Raw genomic sequence first — 21,108 nt, forward strand, 5'->3', positions numbered from 1 at the left:
CAGAGGGATAATAATATTAACCCTCTGATTTTATTGTTTGATTGTTTGCTTTGCTAATTAAAAGGCCAAGGTTGAATACCATCAATGGCCACGGCTGGCATGTCTAAACCGTAGCAATAACCGTCTTTTTCAAATGCGAACACCTGTTTTATGGTGGCAGTATAGCCAAATTGATTCACTTGTAACTTGGCTTTATCAGAAACCGTTAATCCCCACATTTCAAACAGCGGTAAATAATTGAGTTTAGTGGCATGGCTCATGGCAATGATCAGAAAATCATTATTGCTGATTGATTTAGCCTCGGTTTGATCAAAAAGGCTAAAGCCAAGCTGAGCTTTAATCGCATCCCACTTATTGAGATCATTTTTGTTCGCTTCAAATTCGCGCAAAATGATGTGCAATCTAGGCAATAAATGCCAGCCATTTGATAAGGCTCCTTGCTTTTGGGCTGTGGCATACATCTGCACCATAATTGACATGCCTTGGCTCCAACCGTTTAGATTGGCGGCTTTCATAAAGGCCGATGGATCAGCGGTTTGCACGCTTTGCTGCAGTAAATCAAACTCATTTTTAATCGGTAATGACTGACAGTTTGGCAACTCACCTAAAGATAAGTAGTTCATATACTTAGTGTAATAAGAATATGGATTAGTTGATGCATGACCATCAACACCATCAAAACGCAGTTTGGAATGCTCTAAGCCGTGGCCGAGTTCATGAATATCACCATGCCCCAGTGGATTGAAATTCCAAAATGCATCGTAAGGGTTGCCTGAACAACCTGAACCACAGGTTGCTTGGTCTGCATTCATGTGTTTTACCGTGTTCAACTGCGTCACGGCTAAGTTGTGGTTATTGGCAAAATCAACGATTTCAGCAACGGTATCAATATTCGGACCTTGAAACCCAGCGAGTACGTGAGGCAAATTATGTAAGTTGTTGTTCATGGCCTCAGCCATAGTATCAGCGCTATTCCAGCGTGAATAAAGTGCCATGGTTTTTTGCATTTTATCCGTTTGCGAATGCACTTCAAAATGCGGGCTGGCAATTTCTGCCCAATCATAATCTGCCTGAGCAAGTGCAGTGGCAAAGGTATTGGCATCCATTCCATCACGCCAATACGGGTGCTCACCAATATTGCTAAAGTTGAACTGGGTGCTGATATCAGATTGATCAAATCGGATTTGAACCGGACCACCATAGGCGCTGGTGAGGGTGATGGTTTCGCCTTTTTTGAGCTCAATTTGAGGAGACTGCAGATATTTAGGTCTGTTGTATGTGTTTTCACCAAACTCTTTGGTCGAGGCTGAGCGTTGGGTATTGATAAATACCCATGCACGGACCGCGCTATTGTCCAAGCGCGTGATACTCATTGGTTGACCGGGAATGTGATAAACCCCTGTCGAGCGGAAGCCATTTTTACTGGTCAGATTGATTTGCTTATCTTTAGGTGTCACATGACTAAAGTCAGTGCGACTAAAGTTACCCAGTGAGTTAGGTACCATGCTAAATGAGCGGGTATAAAACACACTGTGATCAGCAAAGTAGGCTTTGGCGAAACTTAAATTGTCCAAACTGGCGACATTCATCGGATACTGAATGTTTTGACGATAAACATCCCCCAGCAGTACCAGTTTTTTATAAATCGCATGACTATTTTCTTGCTCGAAAAGCGCTATTTTATTTTGATCTAACTGATTAATACGTTGTTTTATTGTGAGTAAACTTGGACGGTAACTGTCGTTATAAATGGCATCACAATCGGTTTGACATAGGCTAAAATTAAACGGAAATTCTTGGTTTAAGAATCCGTTAACCCATTTTTGCTCATCATTGAATAACGGTGAGGCCTGTAGCATGTCAGTAACGGTATTCCAATTGGCTTTATCCGTATTGAAAAAGTTACCAGGCCCACCAGGGGCTTGCATTGAAAGGTGAATTTTACCTAACACAATTGCGGTTTGTGGTTTGCTATTCCAAGAATGTCTGTGGGTATAAAGTAAGGGCTTTTTCTGGGTTAACGCAGAATCTAATACGGTATTAATTTGAAGATCGGTAAAAATTTCATCTGAGGCAACAACCACTAAATCACTGTCATTAACGCAACTTGTTAATGCTTCATCCGTTGCCGCACTATCGGCACAAAGAGTGACGATCATATTAGGATAATGACTTGTAAACCAGGTTTTTACCCGATTTGCACCAGATTCATTTAGACCAAAAATACTGATGCGATTATCAGAAGTATCAGTTAAGTTTTGCTGCATTTGCCAAGCTAATAAACGCTTAAAACTGGCTTCAAATTCAGGGAAGTGTCCAGCATTAAGACGATTGAAAATATCGGTTCCAAATGCAGCGTGGTTAACGCCCTGTTGTATGCTGGCTGCAGCGAAAACACGCCCTTTATTTCCTTTTAATAACTCAAAGGTTGGGTTATCAGGGTAACCATGTACTGCGTTATTAATTTCAATTAATTGTGAGTGCTGACCCGGTTCAAATACGATGGCATCAGTATTAAAAATGGCTTTTAAAAAATCACTTTGCAACTGCTGAGATTGAATAAAGTCTTTATCAAGGCGTTTAATCAAGGTCGTTAATAGTGGGCCATTAATATCACTGGCATCGCCCGTTTTCATGGCTGCAGAAATGCGATCGTTCAGGCTGATATTAACCAGAGTTGAAGCGCTTTTGTTGTTTGTGTCTGTCACAGTTAATTCAAGGGTGACAACTGTGTCACTTTCTAGTTGTGAAGCATCAATACTGACCGTCTGTTTATCCGCATCACGGATGACCACTTCAGCACCTGCAGTTTGTTGCCATTGATAAGTCGCGGTCACACTGGGATCAAGGGTCACATTCGCGTTAATCGTAATGACCTCATCATTCCATTCGGTTAACGGAGAAATGGCGGCAATCGTGGGGGCAGCAGTTTCAACTGGCGGAGGTGTTACGGGGGGCGTGACTGTGGGTGGTGTTACAGGTGGCTCAGATGATTCACCTCCGCCTCCGCATGCCGTTAATAACAACAATAGAGCAGGGGTGATTAATGCGTATTTTTGTTTCATATTGCCATCTTTTTTAACATGTTTGTAGCATTATGCCGCTTGAGGTGATCGAGTGCAAAAATAAATAGCTAATTATTTTAGTGCGTTACAACTTGTCACATTTGTTTGGCTAAATAAAAAGCCAGTACAAATGTACTGGCATCAAGTTTGGGGTAACTACTGGTTATTATTCAACTTCTAGTTTAGCCAACTCCGTTTTTTGTTCGTTCAATTTTTCAATATCACGACTTAAACTGGTCATTTTTTCACGCTCTTTATCAATCACCGCAGCAGGGGCTTTTGCTACAAAACCTTGGTTTGATAATTTGCCTTCAATACGGCTAACTTCTTGGCTTAACTTTTCAAGTTGTTTATCGATACGTGCCATTTCTGCTGCAACATCAATTAAACCTGCCATAGGGATCAGTAATTCCATATTACCGATTAACTGGGTGGTCGACATTGGCGCAGTTTCACCTTCATTCAGAATCGTCATAGACTCTAATTTGGCTAAGCTGGCAAAGAATGGTTGGTTCGCTTCAAGACGAATACGGTCTTCATAGCTCACACCACGTAATAAGGCATTAAGTGGTTTTGATGGGGCAATATTCAATTCAGCACGAATATTACGCACAGCTACAATCACTTGCTTAACCCACTCAAGATCAGCCATTGCTGCAGCATCAACTTTATCCGCTTGATATGTTGGAAAGCTTGCTAGCATTAAGGTGTTGCCCGTCACACCCGCCAACGGCTTAACCCGTTGCCAAATGGTTTCGGTAATATATGGCATAATGGGGTGCATTAAACGTTGCATTTGTTCAAGCACGGTAACCAAAGTATGACGAGTACCACGTTGCTCGGCTTCGCTGCCATTTTGCATGACAGGCTTAGTTAATTCTAAATACCAGTCACAGAATTGGTTCCATGTGAACTCATATAAGGTATTCGCTGCTAAGTCGAAACGGTATGCCGCCATGTGATCTTCAAAGGTTTTCACCGTTTGGTTGAATAAACCAATAATCCAACGGTCAGCAAGTGAAAGCTGCATTTCACCGGGTTTGCCATCAACAAGAATTTGGCCGCAATCTAAAGGTTCGCCTGCTTCATTGCTGTCAGGATCCGCTTGCACTTCGGTATTCATTAGCACGTAACGTGATGCGTTCCATAATTTATTACAGAAGCTGCGGTAGCCATCAAGACGTTTCATGTCCCAGTTAATATCACGACCGGTTGATGCCATTGCTGCTAGGGTAAAGCGCAGTGCATCGGTACCGTGGGCTTCAATGCCTTCGGCAAATTCTTTGCGGGTACTTTTTTCAATTTTAGCGGCCAATTGTGGCTGCATCATATTGCCAGTACGCTTGCTCACTAAACTTTCTAAATCAATACCGTCAATCATGTCTAATGGGTCAAGAACGTTACCCTTTGACTTAGACATCTTGTTACCGGCTTCGTCGCGAATAAGTCCAGTCACATAAACGGTTTTGAAAGGGACTTGTGGCTTGCCGTTTTCATCTTTAATGAAGTGCATTGTCATCATGATCATACGGGCAACCCAGAAGAAAATAATGTCAAAACCAGTCACCAACACGTCAGTTGGGTGGAAGGTTTTTAAATCTTCTAAGTTGTCAGGCCAACCTAAGGTAGAGAAGGTCCATAGTGCAGAACTAAACCAAGTATCTAATACGTCATCGTCTTGGCGTAATACGACTGAGTCAGCAAGTTTATGTTTAGCGCGGACTTCTGCTTCATTACGGCCGACATACACTTTGCCATTTTGGTCGTACCAAGCTGGAATGCGGTGTCCCCACCATAGCTGGCGTGAAATACACCAGTCATTGATGTCACGCATCCACGAGTAATACATGTTCTCGTATTGCTGCGGTACAAACTTAATGTCGCCATTTTCAACGGCTTCTAATGCGGTTTTTGCCATTGGTGCTACCGCAACATACCACTGGTCAGTTAGCAGTGGCTCAATTACCACGCCGCTGCGATCGCCATAAGGAACTTTCAAACCATGTGGGGCGATTTTTTCAAGTAAACCTAAGGTCTCAAACTCTTCCACAATTGCTGTGCGGGCTTTAAAACGGTCAAGGCCAACATAACGCTCAGGTAAAGCGATTTCGATATCTTTGTTTGGTGTGCCGTCGGTGTTAATCACTTCAACATATTCTCGTACTGCGGCATCTAAGGTAAAGATGTTGTACATAGGTAATGCATGACGTTTGCCGACTTCATAATCGTTAAAGTCGTGCGCAGGGGTGATTTTTACACAGCCCGTACCAAATTCCATGTCGACATAGTCATCCGCTACAATCGGAATTAAACGGTTTACGATTGGCAATAAAATAAATTTGCCAATTAATGACTGATAACGCTCATCATCTGGGTGCACGGCAACCGCGCTGTCACCTAGCATGGTTTCAGGACGTGTGGTGGCAACTTCTAAATAGTCTTTACCATCAGCCGTTAATGCACCTTCTGCTAATGGGTAGCGGAAGTGCCACATATGGCCTTGTTTTTCTTTGTTTTCAACTTCAAGATCTGAAATAGCAGTGTGTAATTTACAGTCCCAGTTTACTAGGCGCTTACCGCGGTAAATCAGGTCGTCTTCATACAAGCGCACAAACACTTCTTGAACGGCTTTAGACAAGCCTTCATCCATGGTAAAACGTTCACGATCCCAATCAACAGAGGCACCCATGCGACGAAGCTGTTTGGTAATGGTGCCGCCAGACTGTGCTTTCCATTCCCATACTTTGTCCATAAAGGCGTCACGGCCTAAGTCGTGGCGAGTTTTGCCTTCTTCAGCTTCAATTTTACGCTCAACCAACATTTGGGTCGCAATACCTGCATGGTCTGTACCCACTTGCCATAGGGTGTTTTTACCTTTCATGCGCTGGTAGCGGGTCAAAGTGTCCATGATAGTATCTTGGAAAGCGTGGCCCATGTGCAGGCTACCTGTCACATTTGGCGGCGGGATCATGATGCAATAATTGCCTTGTGATTCATCACCGTGCGGCTTGAAGTAACCTTGCTCTTCCCAGTTTTGGTAAAGCGTTTGTTCGATAGACTTAGGATCGTATGTTTTTTCCATGGGGGCGTTTTATCTCAATCTAAATTTAGTGTTTATTCAGCTAAAGCTTGGGTCGTAACCTGACACCCAAGGGTTTGATAATCACGGTAGCGCTTTCTTGCGATGCCTTTTAGTGTGTCATCATTAGCCACAAAATCGATAATATGCGCCAAGTTTACCGCAAATTGGGGCACTTGGTCTGCAAGATTAATCAGAACTTGGCGACTTTTATTCGGGCCAAGTGGGTCAAAGCCAATTTCAACCGGGGCACCGTTAACTGGGCCTTCACCCTTTAAGTTGTGCGGTACAAAGTAGCTGGGTTCAAATTGCCATAATAGTTCATCAATGGCATAGGCTTGTTGTTTGGTTTGGCAATGAATATATACCTGTTTTTGTTGTCTATAATGTTGCTCTGCTAATTGGCAGGCAGCTAAATAGACGGCATCTAATGCACTCATTTGATTCTGATTATCAGGCATAAGGTAAAACACGGTTTCGGGCATTGTGTAGATGCTTTTACAGGTGAATAAGGTAAAGGGGAGTTTACACTAAAAATCTAATGGGGTTAATGGGAGAAATGGCATGCGTTTTAAGGTTATAAAAAAGGCGAAGAGTGAGTTCTTCGCCTTTTAAAATATTGCTTTAGTTTGAAAACAGCTTATTCGTTGATTTCAATGCCTGAACGATTAATCAAGAACTGCGTCAATATTGGCACTGGACGACCGGTTGAGCCTTTGTTTGCACCGCTATTCCACGCGGTACCTGCCACATCTAAGTGAGCCCAATTATACTTTTTAGCAAAGCGAGACAAGAAACACGCAGCCGTGATAGACCCCGCTGGGCGGCCACCTAAGTTAGTCATGTCAGCAAAAGGACTGTCTAACAAATCTTGGTACTCATCCCACAATGGCATACGCCACGCGCGGTCACCGCTTTGTTCGCCCGCATTTAAAATTTCATGGGCGAGTGGGTTATGTGAGCTGAATAAACCTGAAGCATGTTTACCGAGTGCAATCACACACGCACCGGTTAAGGTTGCGGTATCAATCACTAACTCAGGATCAAAACGCTCAACATAAGTTAAGACGTCACACAGTACTAGACGACCTTCTGCATCAGTATTTAATACTTCTACGGTTTGACCTGACATAGTGGTCAGAATATCACCAGGACGGTATGCACTACCCGAAACCATGTTTTCACAGCCCGCGAGTACACCAATAACATTGATAGGCAGTTTCATTTCACACAGCGCTTTCATCGCACCGAGAACGCCCGCAGCGCCACCCATGTCGTACTTCATCTCGTCCATGGCTTCGCCAGGCTTTAATGAAATACCGCCAGAGTCAAAGGTTAACCCTTTGCCAACAAGCACAATTGGCTTTTGAGTGCTGTCGACAGCACCTTGATATTCCATAATGGTCATAATGGATTCATTGGCACTGGCACGGCCAACTGCAAGGTATGAGTTCATCCCTAACTTAGCCATCTGCTCTTCACCTACGGTTGACACTTTAAGTGTTGCGTAAGTTTCGGCCATTTGACGAGCTTGTGAAGCAAGGTAAGCTGGGTTACAGATGTTTGGCGGCATGTTCGCCACATCACGGCATAATGACATGCCTTGCGATACTGCTGCGCCATGTTCAATCGCTTTTTCGCCAATAGTCAATTCACGACGAGTAGGAACATTGAATACCATTTTACGTAATGGACGACGGGTTTCACCTTTGCGAGTTTTTAATGCATCGAAGGTATATAAACTCTGATGAGTGGTTTCAACCGCTTGGCGAACTTTCCAGTAAGTATCGCGACCTTTAACGTGAAGCTCAGTTAAAAAGCACACTGCTTCCATTGAGCCTGTTTCGTTTAATGTATTAATGGTCTTAGTGATAATTTGTTTGTATTGGCGCTCGTCTAGCTCGCGCTCTTTGCCACAACCGACTAATAATACACGTTCACTCAACACGTTAGGCACGTGGTGAAGTAATAACATTTGCCCTGGCTTACCTTCAAGGTCGCCACGACGTAGAAGGTTACTGATGTAACCCTCACTGATTTTATCTAACTGCTCTGCGATACCAGATAGACGGCGAGGTTCGTATACACCAACAACGATACACGCTGAACGTTGCTTTTCGGGGCTACCGCTCTTTACGCTAAACTCCATGAGCACTCCTAGATTCTTAAAGACAAATTTTTATATTTATAAGATAATGTTTGCTTTCGGGCCGAATGGCCGTAGATCAACTTTAAAGTGATAAGCTACTGGCATGTAGGCAAAATAAGCGTTATAACAGAGACGACTTAATTGGCCTGAACCTTAGCTGTTTAGCACCTTCCGAGCTGGTCAGAAAACTATCAAAACTGCTAAAAGTAGACAGTTTACATGAAAGTAACTCTGATACCAGTAAAAAGATACGTTTAGCCCTTGGATCCTATTTGTGATTGTATTTAGATACTTGATTGGCGAAGTTTTAAAAGCACAATTAGCCGTACTTACCGTGCTGTTAACTATTTTTATTAGCCAACAGTTTGTCCGCGTTTTAGGCGATGCCTCAGATGGCGAATTTCCGGCATCATTAGTCATGACATTATTGGGGCTAAATTTGCCTCAACTTACCGTATTGATTTTACCGTTAAGTTTCTTTTTGGGTATTTTATTGGCCCACGGTCGAATGTACGCCGAAAATGAAATGGTGGTATTGCATGGCGTAGGTGTCAGTGAATGGTATGTTACTCGTGTCACCTTAATTCTTGCTGTTGTTAATATGGCGTTCACCGCCTATTTAGCGCTTTATGTTTCCCCCTGGGCTGAAGAAAGGCAAAACCAAGTGCTTGAGCAGGCTCAGTCTGAGGCGGGGTTAGCGGCATTAACGCAAGGCCGTTTTCAAACCAGTCCTAACGGCCGTGCGGTGCTTTTTGTTGAGAAAATCAGCAAAGATAATAAATTGGATAAAGTGTTTGTTGCTCAGTTGCCCGATGCCGATGATGAGAATGGTTTAACCAATATTGTGGTCGCCCAACAAGGTAAAGTGATTGAAGATGAATACGGTAGTCAACAGTTACAACTTGAAAGTGGTTTGCGTTATCAAGGCAGCCCGAATGCCATGAACTATCAAATTATTGAATTTGGTGGTTATAAAATGGAAATCAAAGAGCAAGAAGTCGATGAGCGCAGCCGTAAACTTTCCGCCATGCCAATTGAACAATTAATGAATACTACCGGTCCGGAAGCGGTAGCAGAATTTCAGTGGCGTTTAGCCATTCCACTGTCTATCCCGTTACTGACGCTTATCGCGGTGCCATTAGCAAGAGTGAATGTGCGTCAGGGTAAGTTTGCTAAAATGTTCCCTGCGATTTTGTTATACCTCGGCTATTTTGGTTTAATGGTTGCTGGTCGTAAAGCATTACAAGATGAGGTGATTCCTGCTTATTTAGGCATGTGGTGGATCCATGTTTGCGCGCTGATTATGGGGATTTTGCTGTTGGGTAAAGAACGCCCTTCAAGGGGTAAGTTTCTTAGCCTGTTTAAAACCAATAAGCAGGTGGCGTCATGAATATCATTGATTTATATATTTCACGTGTGATCTTGAGCACCTCGGCTTTATGTTTACTGGTGCTGACGGGCTTATCTGGCATCATTAAATGGGTCGACCAACTCCGGCTAGTTGGCCGTGGTAGCTATACCATGATGGATGCAGGCGTTTATGTATTGTATTTAGTGCCACGTGATATTGAGATGTTTTTCCCGATGGCGGTATTACTGGGTGCCTTGATCGGTATGGGAATGTTAGCCTCAAATTCAGAACTAGTGGTGATGCAGGCGTCTGGCATGTCTAGGTTGCAAATCACTCAGTCTGCAATGAAAACAGCTATTCCACTTATGATTATGGTGATGGCATTAGGAGAGTGGGGCGCGCCAGTAGCAGAGCAATCTGCCAAAGAGTTGCAGGCAACAAAGATATCGGGTGGCAGTTTAATTAAGTCACAACGTGGGATTTGGGCTAAAGATGGCGATTTGTTTGTCAATATTGCTGAGGTGCGAGATATTGATAAGCTCAATAATGTCACCTTGTATAAATTTGATGATCAATCAAAATTAGTGCAAATAACCCAAGCGAAAAAAGCACACTTTGAAAATGATGAATGGCGTTTAACGGATGTGACAACGACAGAATTATCAGAAGACCAAATTGAATTAGTTGCCACGCCCAGCGAGCAATGGCGCTCGACTTTAACCCCTGATAAATTGGGGGTGGTATCGATAAAACCTGAAGCGTTATCGATTCAAGGATTACTGGGTTATTTAGAATACTTAGAAGTGAATCAGCAAGACTCAAGCCGATATGAATTGGCTTTGTGGCGCAAGATCATGCAGCCTGTGACTGTTGCTGTGATGATGCTGGTGGCATTGTCATTTGTATTTGGTCCGCTAAGAACGGTTACCATGGGGGCGAGGGTGCTTTTGGGCGTGGTTGCAGGGTTCAGTTTCTATATCAGTAATCAAATTTTTGGCCCTATGAGTATGGTATATGATTTGCCAGCGATGGTTGGAGCGGTCGCGCCGAGTGTTTTATTTACTGGTGTGGCTTTGTATTACATTAGAAAGTAGGCTTTACTTGATAACTCCTGTGCAGATTTTTAATAAAGGAACATTAAAATGAAAGTTTGGTATTCATGTTTAGCCGTGGTTATTGCTTCATTAATGATGCCTGCGGCTATTGCTAAAAACGACAAGCAAAACGATCAAAAAAGTGATCAATATAGCGAAAAACATAGCGATAAAAAGAAAGACAAAGACCACAAGAAAGACAAAGACGATCGTGATGACAGAGACAGAGACAGAGACAGAGACAGAGACAGAGACAATTATAACGACAGATATAACGACAACAATAAATCACTTCCTCCAGGGCTGCAGAAAAAGGCAGCCCAAGGCAAGCCATTACCACCTGGTTGGCAAAAAAAGCTCGCTAAAGGGGATATATTAAGTCGTGATATTTTCTCTCGTGGTGAAATTATTTCTCCCCGAGATAGAGAGGGAAGAGTCTCGGTAAACGTGGATGGGACCGTCATTCGTGTAATGGAAAACACCCGTGAAATTATCGATATATTAAAACGTTAAAATATCATTTGATTAATAAAATAAAAAACGCGCTCAATGCGCGTTTTTTATTATTTTAAAGCCATCAGTTTTTAGGCTAAAAGTTTACGCACCGTGCCAATTACGCATTTGATTTGCTTCAACCGACAACACCACCACTTCTGAACGAGTCAATTTATCTTGCAGCGCGAGTTTATCACTATTAAGCAAAATATATAGGTTGCCAATCCCCGCTAAAGACCATACCACACGAGCACAGGCAGTGATAAAGCTGAGGTTTTGTCCATTTGGATGCTGCACTTTCAATCGCCAAGCACGCATCCCGAGGGTTTGGCCGCCTTTGCTCCAAAAAAGTGCGTAAAATCCACATACCCATAACGCCAGCCATAACTGGTAAATGCCTTGGTATATCGGCGTATTATTCAAAGTATCAGAGATATGTTCATGACCACCAAGTGAAATCAATCCCATGGTATGTAAACCGTAAAAAATGCCAAAACCTATAGCACCGGCAATCATATACACCGCAACGGCCAGTAATAAGTCATAAATCATAGCCCCTAAGCGGCGAAAGAAGCCTGCGCGAGGGAAATTGGCATGTTCTGTATTTAACATATTAATGTGCCTTATTTTGCTTCATCTTCATCGCGAACAAACTTGATGCTGGTGAAACCAAAACGGTTAAATTCGGTTTGCCGAAACTCTTTCTCCGCTTTTGCACCTTTTTTAGAGGTTAATGCCACTTGTTTTTCCATGGCAAGAAAACTCGTTAAGTCGATACCTTCAGCCTCTGCTGCTGCTTCATATAGGTCATGGTGTTTGTCGTAACTAAAGGCTATGGTTTTCGTTTTACCTTTGTAGGTATAAATTACTTGGCGTGCCATTAACAATCCTCACGCGATCACATATCGCTTCTAAAAATAAAATATACTGCACCGAGAATGCATAAACCTGCCCAAAGGTAATCGAGTTTAAGCGGCTCTTTGAGGTACCAGACAGCAAAAGGCACAAATAGGCTTAATGTAATCACTTCTTGCAGAATCTTTAATTGTCCCACGTTCATCACCGTATAACCAATACGATTTGCTGGAACCTGTAATAAATATTCGAATAATGCAATTCCCCAACTGACTAAAGCGGCGATGATCCAGGGTTTGCTGTTCATTGTTTTGAGGTGACCGTACCAAGCAAATGTCATAAAGATATTGCTCAGGCAAAGGAGGCCTATGGTGATGAGAGTGGGATGCATGTTTTATACAGCCTTATCGGCTGGCAGGTACATGTAGCAGGCATCATCACTATAACTGGCAAGTGAGGTTGATAATTGCTTACTCATATTGTTAACAGGTTGAAAACCAAACCGTTGCCAAAATTCACTCGCGCCCTGAATCGCAATGAGGCCGATACCTGAAAACCCTAAAGTTGTTGATATTTGTACCACATGATTTACCAGTTTTTTTGCCACACCTAAACCTTGGGCGCAGGGGGATACGGCCATGTCGTGAATATACAGTGAGCAGGAATTTTCAATCGAGGTAAATACACTATTTAGCTTAGGCGCATCACCTTTTTGCCAAGGGTGCGTCAACACATAAGCCATGATTTGCCCCTGATGTTCATAAACCATGCAAGAATCTGGCGACACTAACCATTTGCTCTGCATGCTTGCAAGTGATTCAGGTGCAATATCGTGATAACAGTTTTGTTGTATTGCCATTATTGCAGGCCAATCTTTAGCGGTAATTTGTCTAATGTTCATTTTCATACTACACATCAAAAAATCAGCTGCTAGTATATCTTTGATGAGAAGGGATAAACAACTATTACACATTAAAGGAACACGATGAAAATTTTACCTCAAACTGCCTATACGATTGTTAATCTTGCCTGTTTAATCCTGTTAATGTTTAGCCTAGAGGCTCAGGCAGCGTCTGGACTTTCGGCATTTAAATCCGGTGCTGTAATCAAAGATTTTGGCCGCATAGCCGCGGTAGATAATCAGCTACCTATTCCTGAAAATATGACATTTAAGGTGGTTTTTGATTTGGGGCAGGCTGCAGAGGAGGGGAAAATAAATCGACAAATTGACACCTTAGCTCGCTTTATCAATATGCATGTAGCCAATGGGGTGAAATTAGAAAACATAGAGCTAGCCATGGTTGTTCATGGTAAAGCCGCCATGGATATGACTGGGGATTTTTATCAAAAGCTAAATAAAGGCACGTTAAATGCCAACCAAGCGTTAATTGCTGAATTAACGAAACATCAGGTCAAATTTTATGTTTGTGGACAAACGGCTGCGTATTATGGGATAGGTGCCGAGGACTTACTTCCTGGTGTCAATATGGCGTTATCGGCATTAACCGCCCATGCTATTTTGGCTCAGCAAGGTTACAGTTTAAATCCATTTTAAGCATAAAAATGGATTACTGAGTGAGCACAATTTTCTTGGTGTACTTATCGATAATCGTATCAATAGTGCCATCGGCTTTAAGTTGAGCTATTGCCGCATTGATTTGCGGCAATAGACGCTGATGCTCTTTACGCAGGCGCATCACCAATACCCCATTAGAATGCACCGCAGCAAGGACGATTTTCTGATTCAGTTTATTGCTCCAATAAAGCGCTGGTAAGTCGCCCGAAATAGCGGCTTCAATTCTATTTTTGTGTAGTGCTTTGATCAGTTCTCTTTCTGAGGTGAAATCAATCCGAGTAAACTGGCTGTCATCATGATATAGGTATCCTCTAACAGTGCCGATGGACTGATCTTTTATGGCATGAATATTGGCCCATTTTTGTGCATTTTCTTCAAGGGCGATGATGTTTTCTTTTATCTGAATAATAGCATCAGATTGAACAAAGCTTTCACCCATGTCTTCATCAGGAAACCAACTAGGACTGACTAAGTCAAAGTCCAATAACCCTGTTTCTAGTGCTTGATTGGTGCGTTTGGGCGGGTAGTTATGCTTCTCGTTCTGAATTTGTGCCAACACTAAAATTTGCGGCACAATTTCAGCTAAAATACCCGGTTGTTCTGGTTGGTAAGGGATGTAATAAGGCACCCAACTACTTGAGCCATTGATATTATATTTTAATACCACATCTGCAGAAGCATGACTGCAGAACAACATAACAACAAATGACCCTAAGGCACAAAATAAAGGTTTCAATGATTATCCTTTTTTGAAAACAACCTGCACATTAGGTATATCAGTTTAAGATAAATATTCAACCTTTTTAGTGGCTGGCCTGGTTAACTTTGGTCTTATTCTATTGCCAATAAACACAGGCTTTGGTGTTGATTTTGTGGCGTAATTAAATAGGTTTTATGGTGCTTAATAAGACTGTTCTTTTTATTGGCCTGACTTAGCAATAATCCGTGTGCTAAGGCATTTTTTGCTAGTGTGTTTTCATTACCTCTAACATAGAGTGCGATAGGTTTAATGATTTCCGCCTCTTTACAGTGCCGTTGCAGTTGTTCTGCACAAATAACGATACTTGATTGTCCATCACCTTCTAATTTTAATTTGGTTGATAACGGTGTATCTGTCACGACTAACCAATTTTGTTGTTCAAAGTCAGTAAGCATGGCGTTCAAAGCTGTTGCAAGTTCGGCTGTTTTAGCCGTTTGATATTGCAAAATGATGCGTTCTAGCAGTTGTTTTAATTGTGCCCCCGCGCCATGACTGCGACCTAAACGGATCCACTGAGTTAAATCATCAGCGACCTGTTTTGAAAATCGTTTTGTTTTGAGTGCTTCGACCATCCAACTGCATAAAAAATGGCTTTCTTGTGCCAAAGTGCGTTGCCCTTTATGCGATTTATTGGATTCAGTTAAATCGTGAATACCCGCTAAAGCCAATTCGAGTACTGTTGCGTTATAAGTTTCAATCATGCTGTTGTTTATTCCAATGCACATCTATGCATAGTCGGTTTGATTATCTGATGCATAGTGTACTGCGAGTGGATGGGTTTCGACATGCTTATATCTGATATTGTGCTGATAAATTGAGTACTTGTTCAATGGTCAATGGTTTGAAAAAATAAAATCCTTGAACCACATTGACGCCCATCTTTTTTACAATGTTAAGTTGCCGCTCGGTTTCTACACCTTCAACAATCATCTCCTTGCCAAGTTTGGTGCCCATATGAATGATACCCTCTAATACGATTTGGGCATTGTGGTTGTCGACCAAATGAGACACAAATGCGCGGTCAATTTTAATGGTATTTAACGGTAATCTCAGTAAATACCCCAAAGATGAATAGCCCGCGCCAAAATCATCCAAGCACACAGTAAACCCATAATCCGCAAGCCTGTCTAATTCCCTGATCGCTGAATCAGAATGAATTAAGGCATTTTCAGTGATTTCTAGCTCCACTCTATCCAAACCAATATTCGCCTGTTTAAAAATGGCGAAAAGATCATCAACAAAGGTTTCATGGTTAAGTGAATTGGCTGACAAATTAATTGAAATAGGATGGGTGATTTGAGGGTAGTCGTTAAGCAGTTTGCAGGTGGCTTTCGCCACATATAAATCGACATCGTAATATAAGCCCGATTTTTCTACCGCGGGGATAAATGCCCCAGGTGGAATTGATCCTTTTTCAGCATGATTCCAGCGCAGTAAAGCTTCATAGCCTATGATGGTTTTATCTTGCGTATTGACTTTAGGTTGTAAAACTAAGAAAAGCGCCTCATGGGTTATGGCATTACGTAAGTCATTGAGTAAGTTCATGCGATTATAGGAGTCAACCTCATATCCAGAGTCAAAAAGCTCTCCTGAACCTCGGCGGTTTTCCTTGGCCACTTTTAAGGCAATTTCAGCATGACGAAGCAATAGTGCTGCATCAAAGTTGGATTCATGGCTGTTACTACCATCTTGTGATGGATGTTGTATGTACTCATTGGAATACTGCGCCGCGCCGACCGTGACCCCTAATCGAATAGAGTGCTCTTCAATATTGAAAGGGAATGAACTTCTTAGGGCAATATCCTGTGCTTTGGTGCGACTGTTTGGCAGGAGTAAGGCAAATACATCAGAATGTAATCGGGCTAGCAATACTTCATCGCCATAAGATGATATTAAATGAGTAGCAATGCGTTTGAGGATTTTATTTCCAAATTCATACCCCAGACTTTCAATAATATTATGGAAATAATCAATATCAATTAAATACAGGCAAATATCATCGCCATGTTGATGATGGAATGAGCGTGCATAATCGATAAAGCCTGCACGGCTGTATAAACCGGTTACATCATCAAAGTAAGCGGCTTTATTCAAATAGTTAAAGAATTTTGCATTTTCTAAGCCTACTGCAACATTCATGCAGAACACTTGCAAGAGTTCTTGGTCTACGAGTTTAAGTTTTGCGGCTTTTTCTGCCACAATCACGCCCTCCCAAAGTGAGGGCGTTGACAAATACAGGCAGCTGAAATCATCATTAAAAAGATGCGCTTTTTGCTTTAGCACCTGATGTACCGCTTGAATGGCGCAGTCTTCACTATTGAGCTTTGCTAGCCCTTTACCAAATAGCGGTTGATATTTATGGCTGGCGGCTACCACAACATAATCATCACTTTGACTACTGATAATGGCAGAGGGGCCATTTTGTGGGCGTTGAGATACACAAAAGATGCTTTCAGCCTCGATATTAAATAATGCACCTATTTGATTTAATACACCGCTTGAAAAATCAAATACAGATCGTTCTTGCAGTAAATTGGATGAAGCATCAATAATGGCGCGCAAACCTTGACGGCTTTTTTCTAAGGCGGTGATTTGTCGATAACTGCGAATGCCGCTAGCCAATGCCGTAAATAGTTTTGCACGTGTTAGCTCGCTTTTGGTTTTGTAGGCATTGATTTCATAATCAATAATGACTTGTTCTTCAGGGGCAAATCCAGGTTGACCAGTGCGTAGAATAATTTGCACGAATTTGTTTTTAAGCTCTTCCCGAATACGTTTAACCAGCTTTAAACCCGCATCCTCGGTCTCCATTACCACATCAAGCAGCACCAATGCCATGTTGGGATTATCTTTGATGATATTATAACCTTCTGTGGCATCATAGGCGCTGACAAATGTTAAAGGTCGCCCCAGAATCTCTACCCGAGATAATGCCAATTTAGTCACTTCATGCATGCCAGGTTCGTCATCAATGATCCCGATAATCCAAGGATCTGCTTCTCGTGTTGTTTGTCGAACACTGGTGTCTTTTGATGCCGCGGTATCCGTACTAGCAGGTTTATCGTTAATGATTTTTAAGAAAAAATCGCTCATTACTCACGCTCCTTGTGCTGTAATTATTTGGGCGCAATGATAGGTATAATAAGGGTAAAAGTGGTGCCATTGTGGCTGGTAACACTAATATCCCCACCTAAAATATTATTGACTATGTTATAAACAATATTCATCCCTAGTCCAGAACCACCTTGACCCAGTTTGGTGGTGAAGAATGGATCAAATATCTTATCGATATGGCTAACGGGGATCCCTATACCATTGTCATTGAATTGCAGCTTTATTTTATCATTTTCTTCCAGATAAACTTTGACACTGATATCACCCGTTTGCGCGCCATCAAACCCATGAATAATGGCATTATTAAATAAGTTGGTAATAACCTGACCAAAAGGCCCTGGGAAACTGTCCATCATAATGTCCGCAGGACAATCAATTGAAACGGTATATGTTGAACGCTTAATTTGATGCTTTAAGGTATTGAATACTTCATTGAGCATTTCGTCGAGTAAAAATGATCTGCGTTGATTACTGGATTGATCGATAGCCACTTGTTTAAAGCTATGGATGAGTTCAGCGGCGCGGTTAAGTGCCTTTTGCATGATCACTAAACCTTCTAAGCTTTCTTGTTCGAACATTTCTAAATCAGATAAATTGAGTTGTCCTGTTCTGGCTTGGGTCACGAACTCTTTTACCCGAGATTCAAATGTTGAGCTGATGGTGACCGCAATGCCTATCGGAGTGTTGATTTCGTGTGATATACCTGCAACCAATGCTCCAAGCGAGGCCATTTTCTCACTGTTAATCAGTTTCTTCTGCGCTTGTTGTAAGGTATTTAACGCTTGCTGTAACTTATCGCGCTCAAGCTCTAATTGGAGTTTATATTGAGCTTCATTTTTTTGTAACGCATCCAATTGCCTTAGATCATGCTGAAATTTTTCGACATTTTTAAAGACATCGCCGAGCTCATCATCATTATGGATAAATTGAATGTTTCGCTCGCCAAGGCGCAATGCATCGACTGACTTAGCCAGTTTTTCTATCGGTAAGTAAATGGTCCGCTTAGTATAAAAACTTAATGATATTAATAAAATGATGGTTATCATGGCAAACAGTGCTAGCAGAATAATACTGCCAATATTGGTACTTTTTAAATCTTCAAGTTGGCTGACAACCTGATTAGATGTGCTGTTAAGTAGCACAGACATTTGCTGTTCAATGTCTGCAATGTGTGTTTGCTTCAATTGATTAAAAGCATGGGTCGCTGAGGCTAATGATTCAGGGTTATACAGATTAAATAATTGATACCCTCCATCAAGTAATTGCTCAAATAGTTGCTTTATATGGGTTATATCAGCAACTTCATCCTCATCCTGCTCTAAGGGTTCTAATAATGTAAGCCATTTAACAAAGGCTTCTCCATTCTCATCAAATTCTTGCTTAGCATTTTTATCATTCAGTAGGTAGCTCGCTAATGCATTTTGCATGTCACCTGCTTCATCTACAAGCTGGAGGTAATAGTGAATGGCCGGAATATCATCATAGCGTAGCTCCTCTTCATCCGAACTTTCTTGGGAGCCCTTAATTTCATCTTGAGCCCTAAAGTCAATAATTTTCTCCAGAGGCTTAGCATTGTTTTCTAACAGATTCGCTGCAATTTGTTTTGCGGCCTTTTCATCCTCAGGAGAATAAACATCAAAAATAAGGGTTTGATATTGCTGGTTAATGGCGTTACTTAATTGATTAACTTGATAAAAAGCATTGATCTGCTCATTATTAGTTAATAGCTTTTGATGGGAAATAGTTTGTTTGGTGGATTGAAGTAGGGCTAAGTTTACTTGATATTGCTGTTTTTGATCTTCATAGCCAAGCAAATACAAGGCGGCATTGGTTTGCATGGCTTTTAGTGTAGAGTTCATCGATTCGATGGCCATTTCCAGCGGCAAATCTGCCCGTAAAATAGCATTGCTGGCGACAAGCATTTTCTGACTAGTAAATGCAAAAATGCTGGCGATAATAATGACCAGTAAAGTAATTGAAATAAACACTTTGTTTAGTTGGGTCAGGATTGATTTGCGAGCCATAGCCATATTTGTTGTAGATTGAATGGTTTAAGTGTAGCAAAGGATATTTAAAAGCGAATAAAATAAACACAAAAAAAGGTATAACAAATACAATTGTTATACCCAAACTGGAGCATGAAAGTGAGCAGTAGTTGCTGGTTAGTTCAGTAAACTGGCTGCCGATAAGATCAGCTCTGGTGCAGGGCGCACTTTGTAATTAGGATTGGCATACATAAATTGAATGAGACCGGTTTTATCGATCATATAAATCGCAGGGACAGGTAACACTAAACGTGCTTCCCCAGTAGGCATGTTAAACAGGGGATTAGAAACACCTAACTTTGCCTGATACATTTTAGTCACCTTGTCACTGGTATAAAACGCTAAACCGAATGCTTGAGCGGCTTGCAGGTGTTGATCCGATAACAACAGATAATTGAGTTTATTTTGGGTTATTGAGGCTTTGAGTTTTTCGGGTGAGTCAGGTGAAATACCCACCAGTTGTATATTCATTGCCAATAGCTGAGATTCAATTGCTTGCAGTTGTCCCATTTGAACATTGCAAAATGGGCACCAGCCGCCACGGTAAAAAAACAATATGGTATTCTTGTGGCTAACTAACTCTTTTAAATTAACATCTTCACCTTCAACGGTTTGTAAGCTGATGTTGGGGAGCTCATGACCGTTCAGTAATGGGCTGATATTATTTTCATCTATGGCGATGGGGTTGGCTGTGGTGGTGAAGCTCAAAAGCGCTATTGCAGCTGTGATGATTAATTTAGTCAACATGCAGTGTCCTGAAAGTGTAATAGTATGGATTAACGCAATAGACCAGAATATGGGATAAAAACTTTCATCAAAACCCAAATGGATGATAACAAGGAGGTAAAATGCGCCCAACATTAAGACAAAACGTGATTGCGGTTTGTCAGCGTAAAATCCAGCAAAAAGGTGACAATGTCGGCTTATCTTTTTATGCATTTTTTGCCAATAAAAATGATCAACCTGAATTGCTGATGGAGGCTGCAACGTGGTGGATACAAACACATCAACTCGACCATTTTGAAAAAGCGGTAAAGATTATGGCTTTGATTCAAGATGGAAAATAAACTAAAGCCGTTAAATGAGGTTTGAGGATAAAAGATTAATGCCAAGCGATTATAGTGCCCAAGAATTAGCGACTATCTCATTGATAGATAAACAGCTAGAGGCTTACAATGCCAGAGATATAGAAGCGTTTGTTGCTACCTATCATGATGATATTGAGGTTTACACTTTAACAGGTGGACTGCAATATCAAGGTAAACCTACTTTAAAAGCAAAATATGGTGCTAAGTTCGCGGGACTTAAATATTTGCATGCCACTTCATTAACCCGGATTGTGCAAGGCCAGTATTTGGTTGACCATGAGTTAGCAGAATCCGCCAGTGAAGATGAAAATACCATTGATAGAAGTGTTAAAGTCATCGCCGCATATGAAGTAGAACAGGGGCTAATTCGGCGGGTAACCTTTATGGGTTAACTTTGACAAAAGCATAAAAAACGCGACCTTACGACCGCGCTAAAA

General features: G+C 41.7%; 19 protein-coding genes. 6 read left to right on the forward strand and 13 right to left on the reverse strand.

Annotated elements, in window-relative coordinates:
• Positions 1 to 53: 53 nt before the first annotated feature.
• From OHT75_RS12205 to pepA, 4 genes are all read right to left on the reverse strand, one after another.
• A complete protein-coding gene (locus tag OHT75_RS12205; RefSeq protein ID WP_264726983.1) occupies positions 54 to 3,065 on the reverse strand; it encodes an ImpA family metalloprotease in 3,012 nt (1,003 codons plus the stop codon).
• Positions 3,066 to 3,231: 166 nt separating this feature from the next.
• Entirely contained in the window at positions 3,232 to 6,147 is a 2,916-nt protein-coding gene (locus tag OHT75_RS12210) for a valine--tRNA ligase (protein ID WP_264726984.1), read from the reverse strand.
• Between the two features lie 32 nt (positions 6,148 to 6,179).
• Complete coding sequence (locus OHT75_RS12215) at positions 6,180 to 6,629, reverse strand: DNA polymerase III subunit chi (RefSeq protein WP_264726985.1); 450 nt, start codon at positions 6,627 to 6,629, stop codon at positions 6,180 to 6,182.
• A gap of 155 nt (positions 6,630 to 6,784) precedes the next feature.
• Positions 6,785 to 8,293, reverse strand: coding sequence for a leucyl aminopeptidase (pepA, locus tag OHT75_RS12220; protein ID WP_264726986.1), 1,509 nt, complete (start codon positions 8,291 to 8,293; stop codon positions 6,785 to 6,787).
• Positions 8,294 to 8,567: 274 nt separating this feature from the next.
• On the opposite strand from pepA, the gene lptF reads away from it, so the two are divergent.
• The 3 genes from lptF to OHT75_RS12235 are packed head-to-tail and all read left to right on the forward strand — an operon-like array spanning position 8,568 to position 11,251.
• Positions 8,568 to 9,683 (forward strand): LPS export ABC transporter permease LptF, encoded by a 1,116-nt coding sequence (gene lptF, locus OHT75_RS12225; protein WP_264726987.1) that lies wholly within the window; start codon positions 8,568 to 8,570, stop codon positions 9,681 to 9,683.
• Complete coding sequence (gene lptG, locus OHT75_RS12230) at positions 9,680 to 10,738, forward strand: LPS export ABC transporter permease LptG (RefSeq protein WP_264726988.1); 1,059 nt, start codon at positions 9,680 to 9,682, stop codon at positions 10,736 to 10,738. Before lptF ends, lptG begins: the two co-directional genes overlap by 4 nt.
• 48 nt (positions 10,739 to 10,786) lie before the next feature.
• Complete coding sequence (locus tag OHT75_RS12235; protein WP_264726989.1) at positions 10,787 to 11,251, forward strand: hypothetical protein; 465 nt, start codon at positions 10,787 to 10,789, stop codon at positions 11,249 to 11,251.
• A gap of 84 nt (positions 11,252 to 11,335) precedes the next feature.
• Here the strand turns inward: OHT75_RS12235 and OHT75_RS12240 are convergent, their stop codons facing one another.
• From OHT75_RS12240 to OHT75_RS12255, 4 genes are read right to left on the reverse strand one after another with little or no spacing between them, the layout of a single operon-like run.
• Positions 11,336 to 11,845 (reverse strand): RDD family protein, encoded by a 510-nt coding sequence (locus OHT75_RS12240; RefSeq protein ID WP_264726990.1) that lies wholly within the window; start codon positions 11,843 to 11,845, stop codon positions 11,336 to 11,338.
• Positions 11,846 to 11,856: 11 nt separating this feature from the next.
• Entirely contained in the window at positions 11,857 to 12,114 is a 258-nt protein-coding gene (locus OHT75_RS12245) for a DUF2960 domain-containing protein (RefSeq protein ID WP_264726991.1), read from the reverse strand.
• A 17-nt stretch (positions 12,115 to 12,131) separates the two neighbouring features.
• Positions 12,132 to 12,479 carry a DMT family protein gene (locus OHT75_RS12250; RefSeq protein WP_264726992.1) on the reverse strand — a complete coding sequence of 116 codons (348 nt, stop codon included), beginning with the start codon at positions 12,477 to 12,479 and terminating at the stop codon, positions 12,132 to 12,134.
• Between the two features lie 3 nt (positions 12,480 to 12,482).
• Positions 12,483 to 12,995, reverse strand: coding sequence for a GNAT family N-acetyltransferase (locus OHT75_RS12255; RefSeq protein WP_264726993.1), 513 nt, complete (start codon positions 12,993 to 12,995; stop codon positions 12,483 to 12,485).
• Positions 12,996 to 13,073: 78 nt separating this feature from the next.
• On the opposite strand from OHT75_RS12255, the gene OHT75_RS12260 reads away from it, so the two are divergent.
• Positions 13,074 to 13,643, forward strand: a complete 570-nt coding sequence (locus OHT75_RS12260; RefSeq protein WP_264726994.1) for a DsrE family protein — start codon at positions 13,074 to 13,076, stop codon at positions 13,641 to 13,643.
• 13 nt (positions 13,644 to 13,656) lie between these two features.
• Here OHT75_RS12260 and OHT75_RS12265 read toward each other — a convergent pair whose 3' ends face one another.
• The 5 genes from OHT75_RS12265 to OHT75_RS12285 form a co-directional block, all read right to left on the reverse strand.
• Positions 13,657 to 14,400, reverse strand: a complete 744-nt coding sequence (locus OHT75_RS12265) for a substrate-binding periplasmic protein (RefSeq protein ID WP_319803637.1) — start codon at positions 14,398 to 14,400, stop codon at positions 13,657 to 13,659.
• 95 nt (positions 14,401 to 14,495) lie between these two features.
• The gene (locus tag OHT75_RS12270) at positions 14,496 to 15,125 is read right to left on the reverse strand and encodes a DUF2913 family protein (protein WP_264726995.1); all 630 of its coding nucleotides are present in this window, start codon (positions 15,123 to 15,125) and stop codon (positions 14,496 to 14,498) included.
• Positions 15,126 to 15,213: 88 nt separating this feature from the next.
• Positions 15,214 to 17,517 carry a bifunctional diguanylate cyclase/phosphodiesterase gene (locus OHT75_RS12275; protein WP_264726997.1) on the reverse strand — a complete coding sequence of 768 codons (2,304 nt, stop codon included), beginning with the start codon at positions 17,515 to 17,517 and terminating at the stop codon, positions 15,214 to 15,216.
• A gap of 23 nt (positions 17,518 to 17,540) precedes the next feature.
• Entirely contained in the window at positions 17,541 to 19,562 is a 2,022-nt protein-coding gene (locus tag OHT75_RS12280; RefSeq protein WP_264726999.1) for a sensor histidine kinase, read from the reverse strand.
• Between the two features lie 138 nt (positions 19,563 to 19,700).
• On the reverse strand, positions 19,701 to 20,330 hold the full coding sequence (locus OHT75_RS12285; RefSeq protein ID WP_264727001.1) for a peroxiredoxin-like family protein: 630 nt from the start codon (positions 20,328 to 20,330) through the stop codon (positions 19,701 to 19,703).
• A 101-nt stretch (positions 20,331 to 20,431) separates the two neighbouring features.
• On the opposite strand from OHT75_RS12285, the gene OHT75_RS12290 reads away from it, so the two are divergent.
• Together OHT75_RS12290 and OHT75_RS12295 are read left to right on the forward strand one after the other, a co-directional pair.
• Positions 20,432 to 20,650, forward strand: a complete 219-nt coding sequence (locus OHT75_RS12290) for a DUF6500 family protein (RefSeq protein WP_264727003.1) — start codon at positions 20,432 to 20,434, stop codon at positions 20,648 to 20,650.
• Positions 20,651 to 20,688: 38 nt separating this feature from the next.
• Positions 20,689 to 21,063 carry a nuclear transport factor 2 family protein gene (locus tag OHT75_RS12295; protein ID WP_264727005.1) on the forward strand — a complete coding sequence of 125 codons (375 nt, stop codon included), beginning with the start codon at positions 20,689 to 20,691 and terminating at the stop codon, positions 21,061 to 21,063.
• Positions 21,064 to 21,108 lie beyond the last annotated feature (45 nt).

This window comes from Shewanella subflava (genome assembly GCF_025971955.1).
In the GTDB taxonomy this organism is placed as follows: domain Bacteria; phylum Pseudomonadota; class Gammaproteobacteria; order Enterobacterales; family Shewanellaceae; genus Shewanella; species Shewanella subflava.

Coding starts and splice junctions, on each gene's coding strand:
- OHT75_RS12205 (WP_264726983.1), bottom strand. CDS start 3,065: ATGAAACAAAAATACGCATTAATCACCCCTGCTCTATTGTTGTTATTA.
- OHT75_RS12210 (WP_264726984.1), bottom strand. CDS start 6,147: ATGGAAAAAACATACGATCCTAAGTCTATCGAACAAACGCTTTACCAA.
- OHT75_RS12215 (WP_264726985.1), bottom strand. CDS start 6,629: ATGCCCGAAACCGTGTTTTACCTTATGCCTGATAATCAGAATCAAATG.
- pepA (WP_264726986.1), bottom strand. CDS start 8,293: ATGGAGTTTAGCGTAAAGAGCGGTAGCCCCGAAAAGCAACGTTCAGCG.
- lptG (WP_264726988.1), top strand. CDS start 9,680: ATGAATATCATTGATTTATATATTTCACGTGTGATCTTGAGCACCTCG.
- OHT75_RS12235 (WP_264726989.1), top strand. CDS start 10,787: ATGAAAGTTTGGTATTCATGTTTAGCCGTGGTTATTGCTTCATTAATG.
- OHT75_RS12240 (WP_264726990.1), bottom strand. CDS start 11,845: ATGTTAAATACAGAACATGCCAATTTCCCTCGCGCAGGCTTCTTTCGC.
- OHT75_RS12245 (WP_264726991.1), bottom strand. CDS start 12,114: ATGGCACGCCAAGTAATTTATACCTACAAAGGTAAAACGAAAACCATA.
- OHT75_RS12250 (WP_264726992.1), bottom strand. CDS start 12,479: ATGCATCCCACTCTCATCACCATAGGCCTCCTTTGCCTGAGCAATATC.
- OHT75_RS12255 (WP_264726993.1), bottom strand. CDS start 12,995: ATGAAAATGAACATTAGACAAATTACCGCTAAAGATTGGCCTGCAATA.
- OHT75_RS12260 (WP_264726994.1), top strand. CDS start 13,074: ATGAAAATTTTACCTCAAACTGCCTATACGATTGTTAATCTTGCCTGT.
- OHT75_RS12270 (WP_264726995.1), bottom strand. CDS start 15,125: ATGATTGAAACTTATAACGCAACAGTACTCGAATTGGCTTTAGCGGGT.
- OHT75_RS12275 (WP_264726997.1), bottom strand. CDS start 17,517: ATGAGCGATTTTTTCTTAAAAATCATTAACGATAAACCTGCTAGTACG.
- OHT75_RS12280 (WP_264726999.1), bottom strand. CDS start 19,562: ATGGCTCGCAAATCAATCCTGACCCAACTAAACAAAGTGTTTATTTCA.
- OHT75_RS12285 (WP_264727001.1), bottom strand. CDS start 20,330: ATGTTGACTAAATTAATCATCACAGCTGCAATAGCGCTTTTGAGCTTC.
- OHT75_RS12290 (WP_264727003.1), top strand. CDS start 20,432: ATGCGCCCAACATTAAGACAAAACGTGATTGCGGTTTGTCAGCGTAAA.
- OHT75_RS12295 (WP_264727005.1), top strand. CDS start 20,689: ATGCCAAGCGATTATAGTGCCCAAGAATTAGCGACTATCTCATTGATA.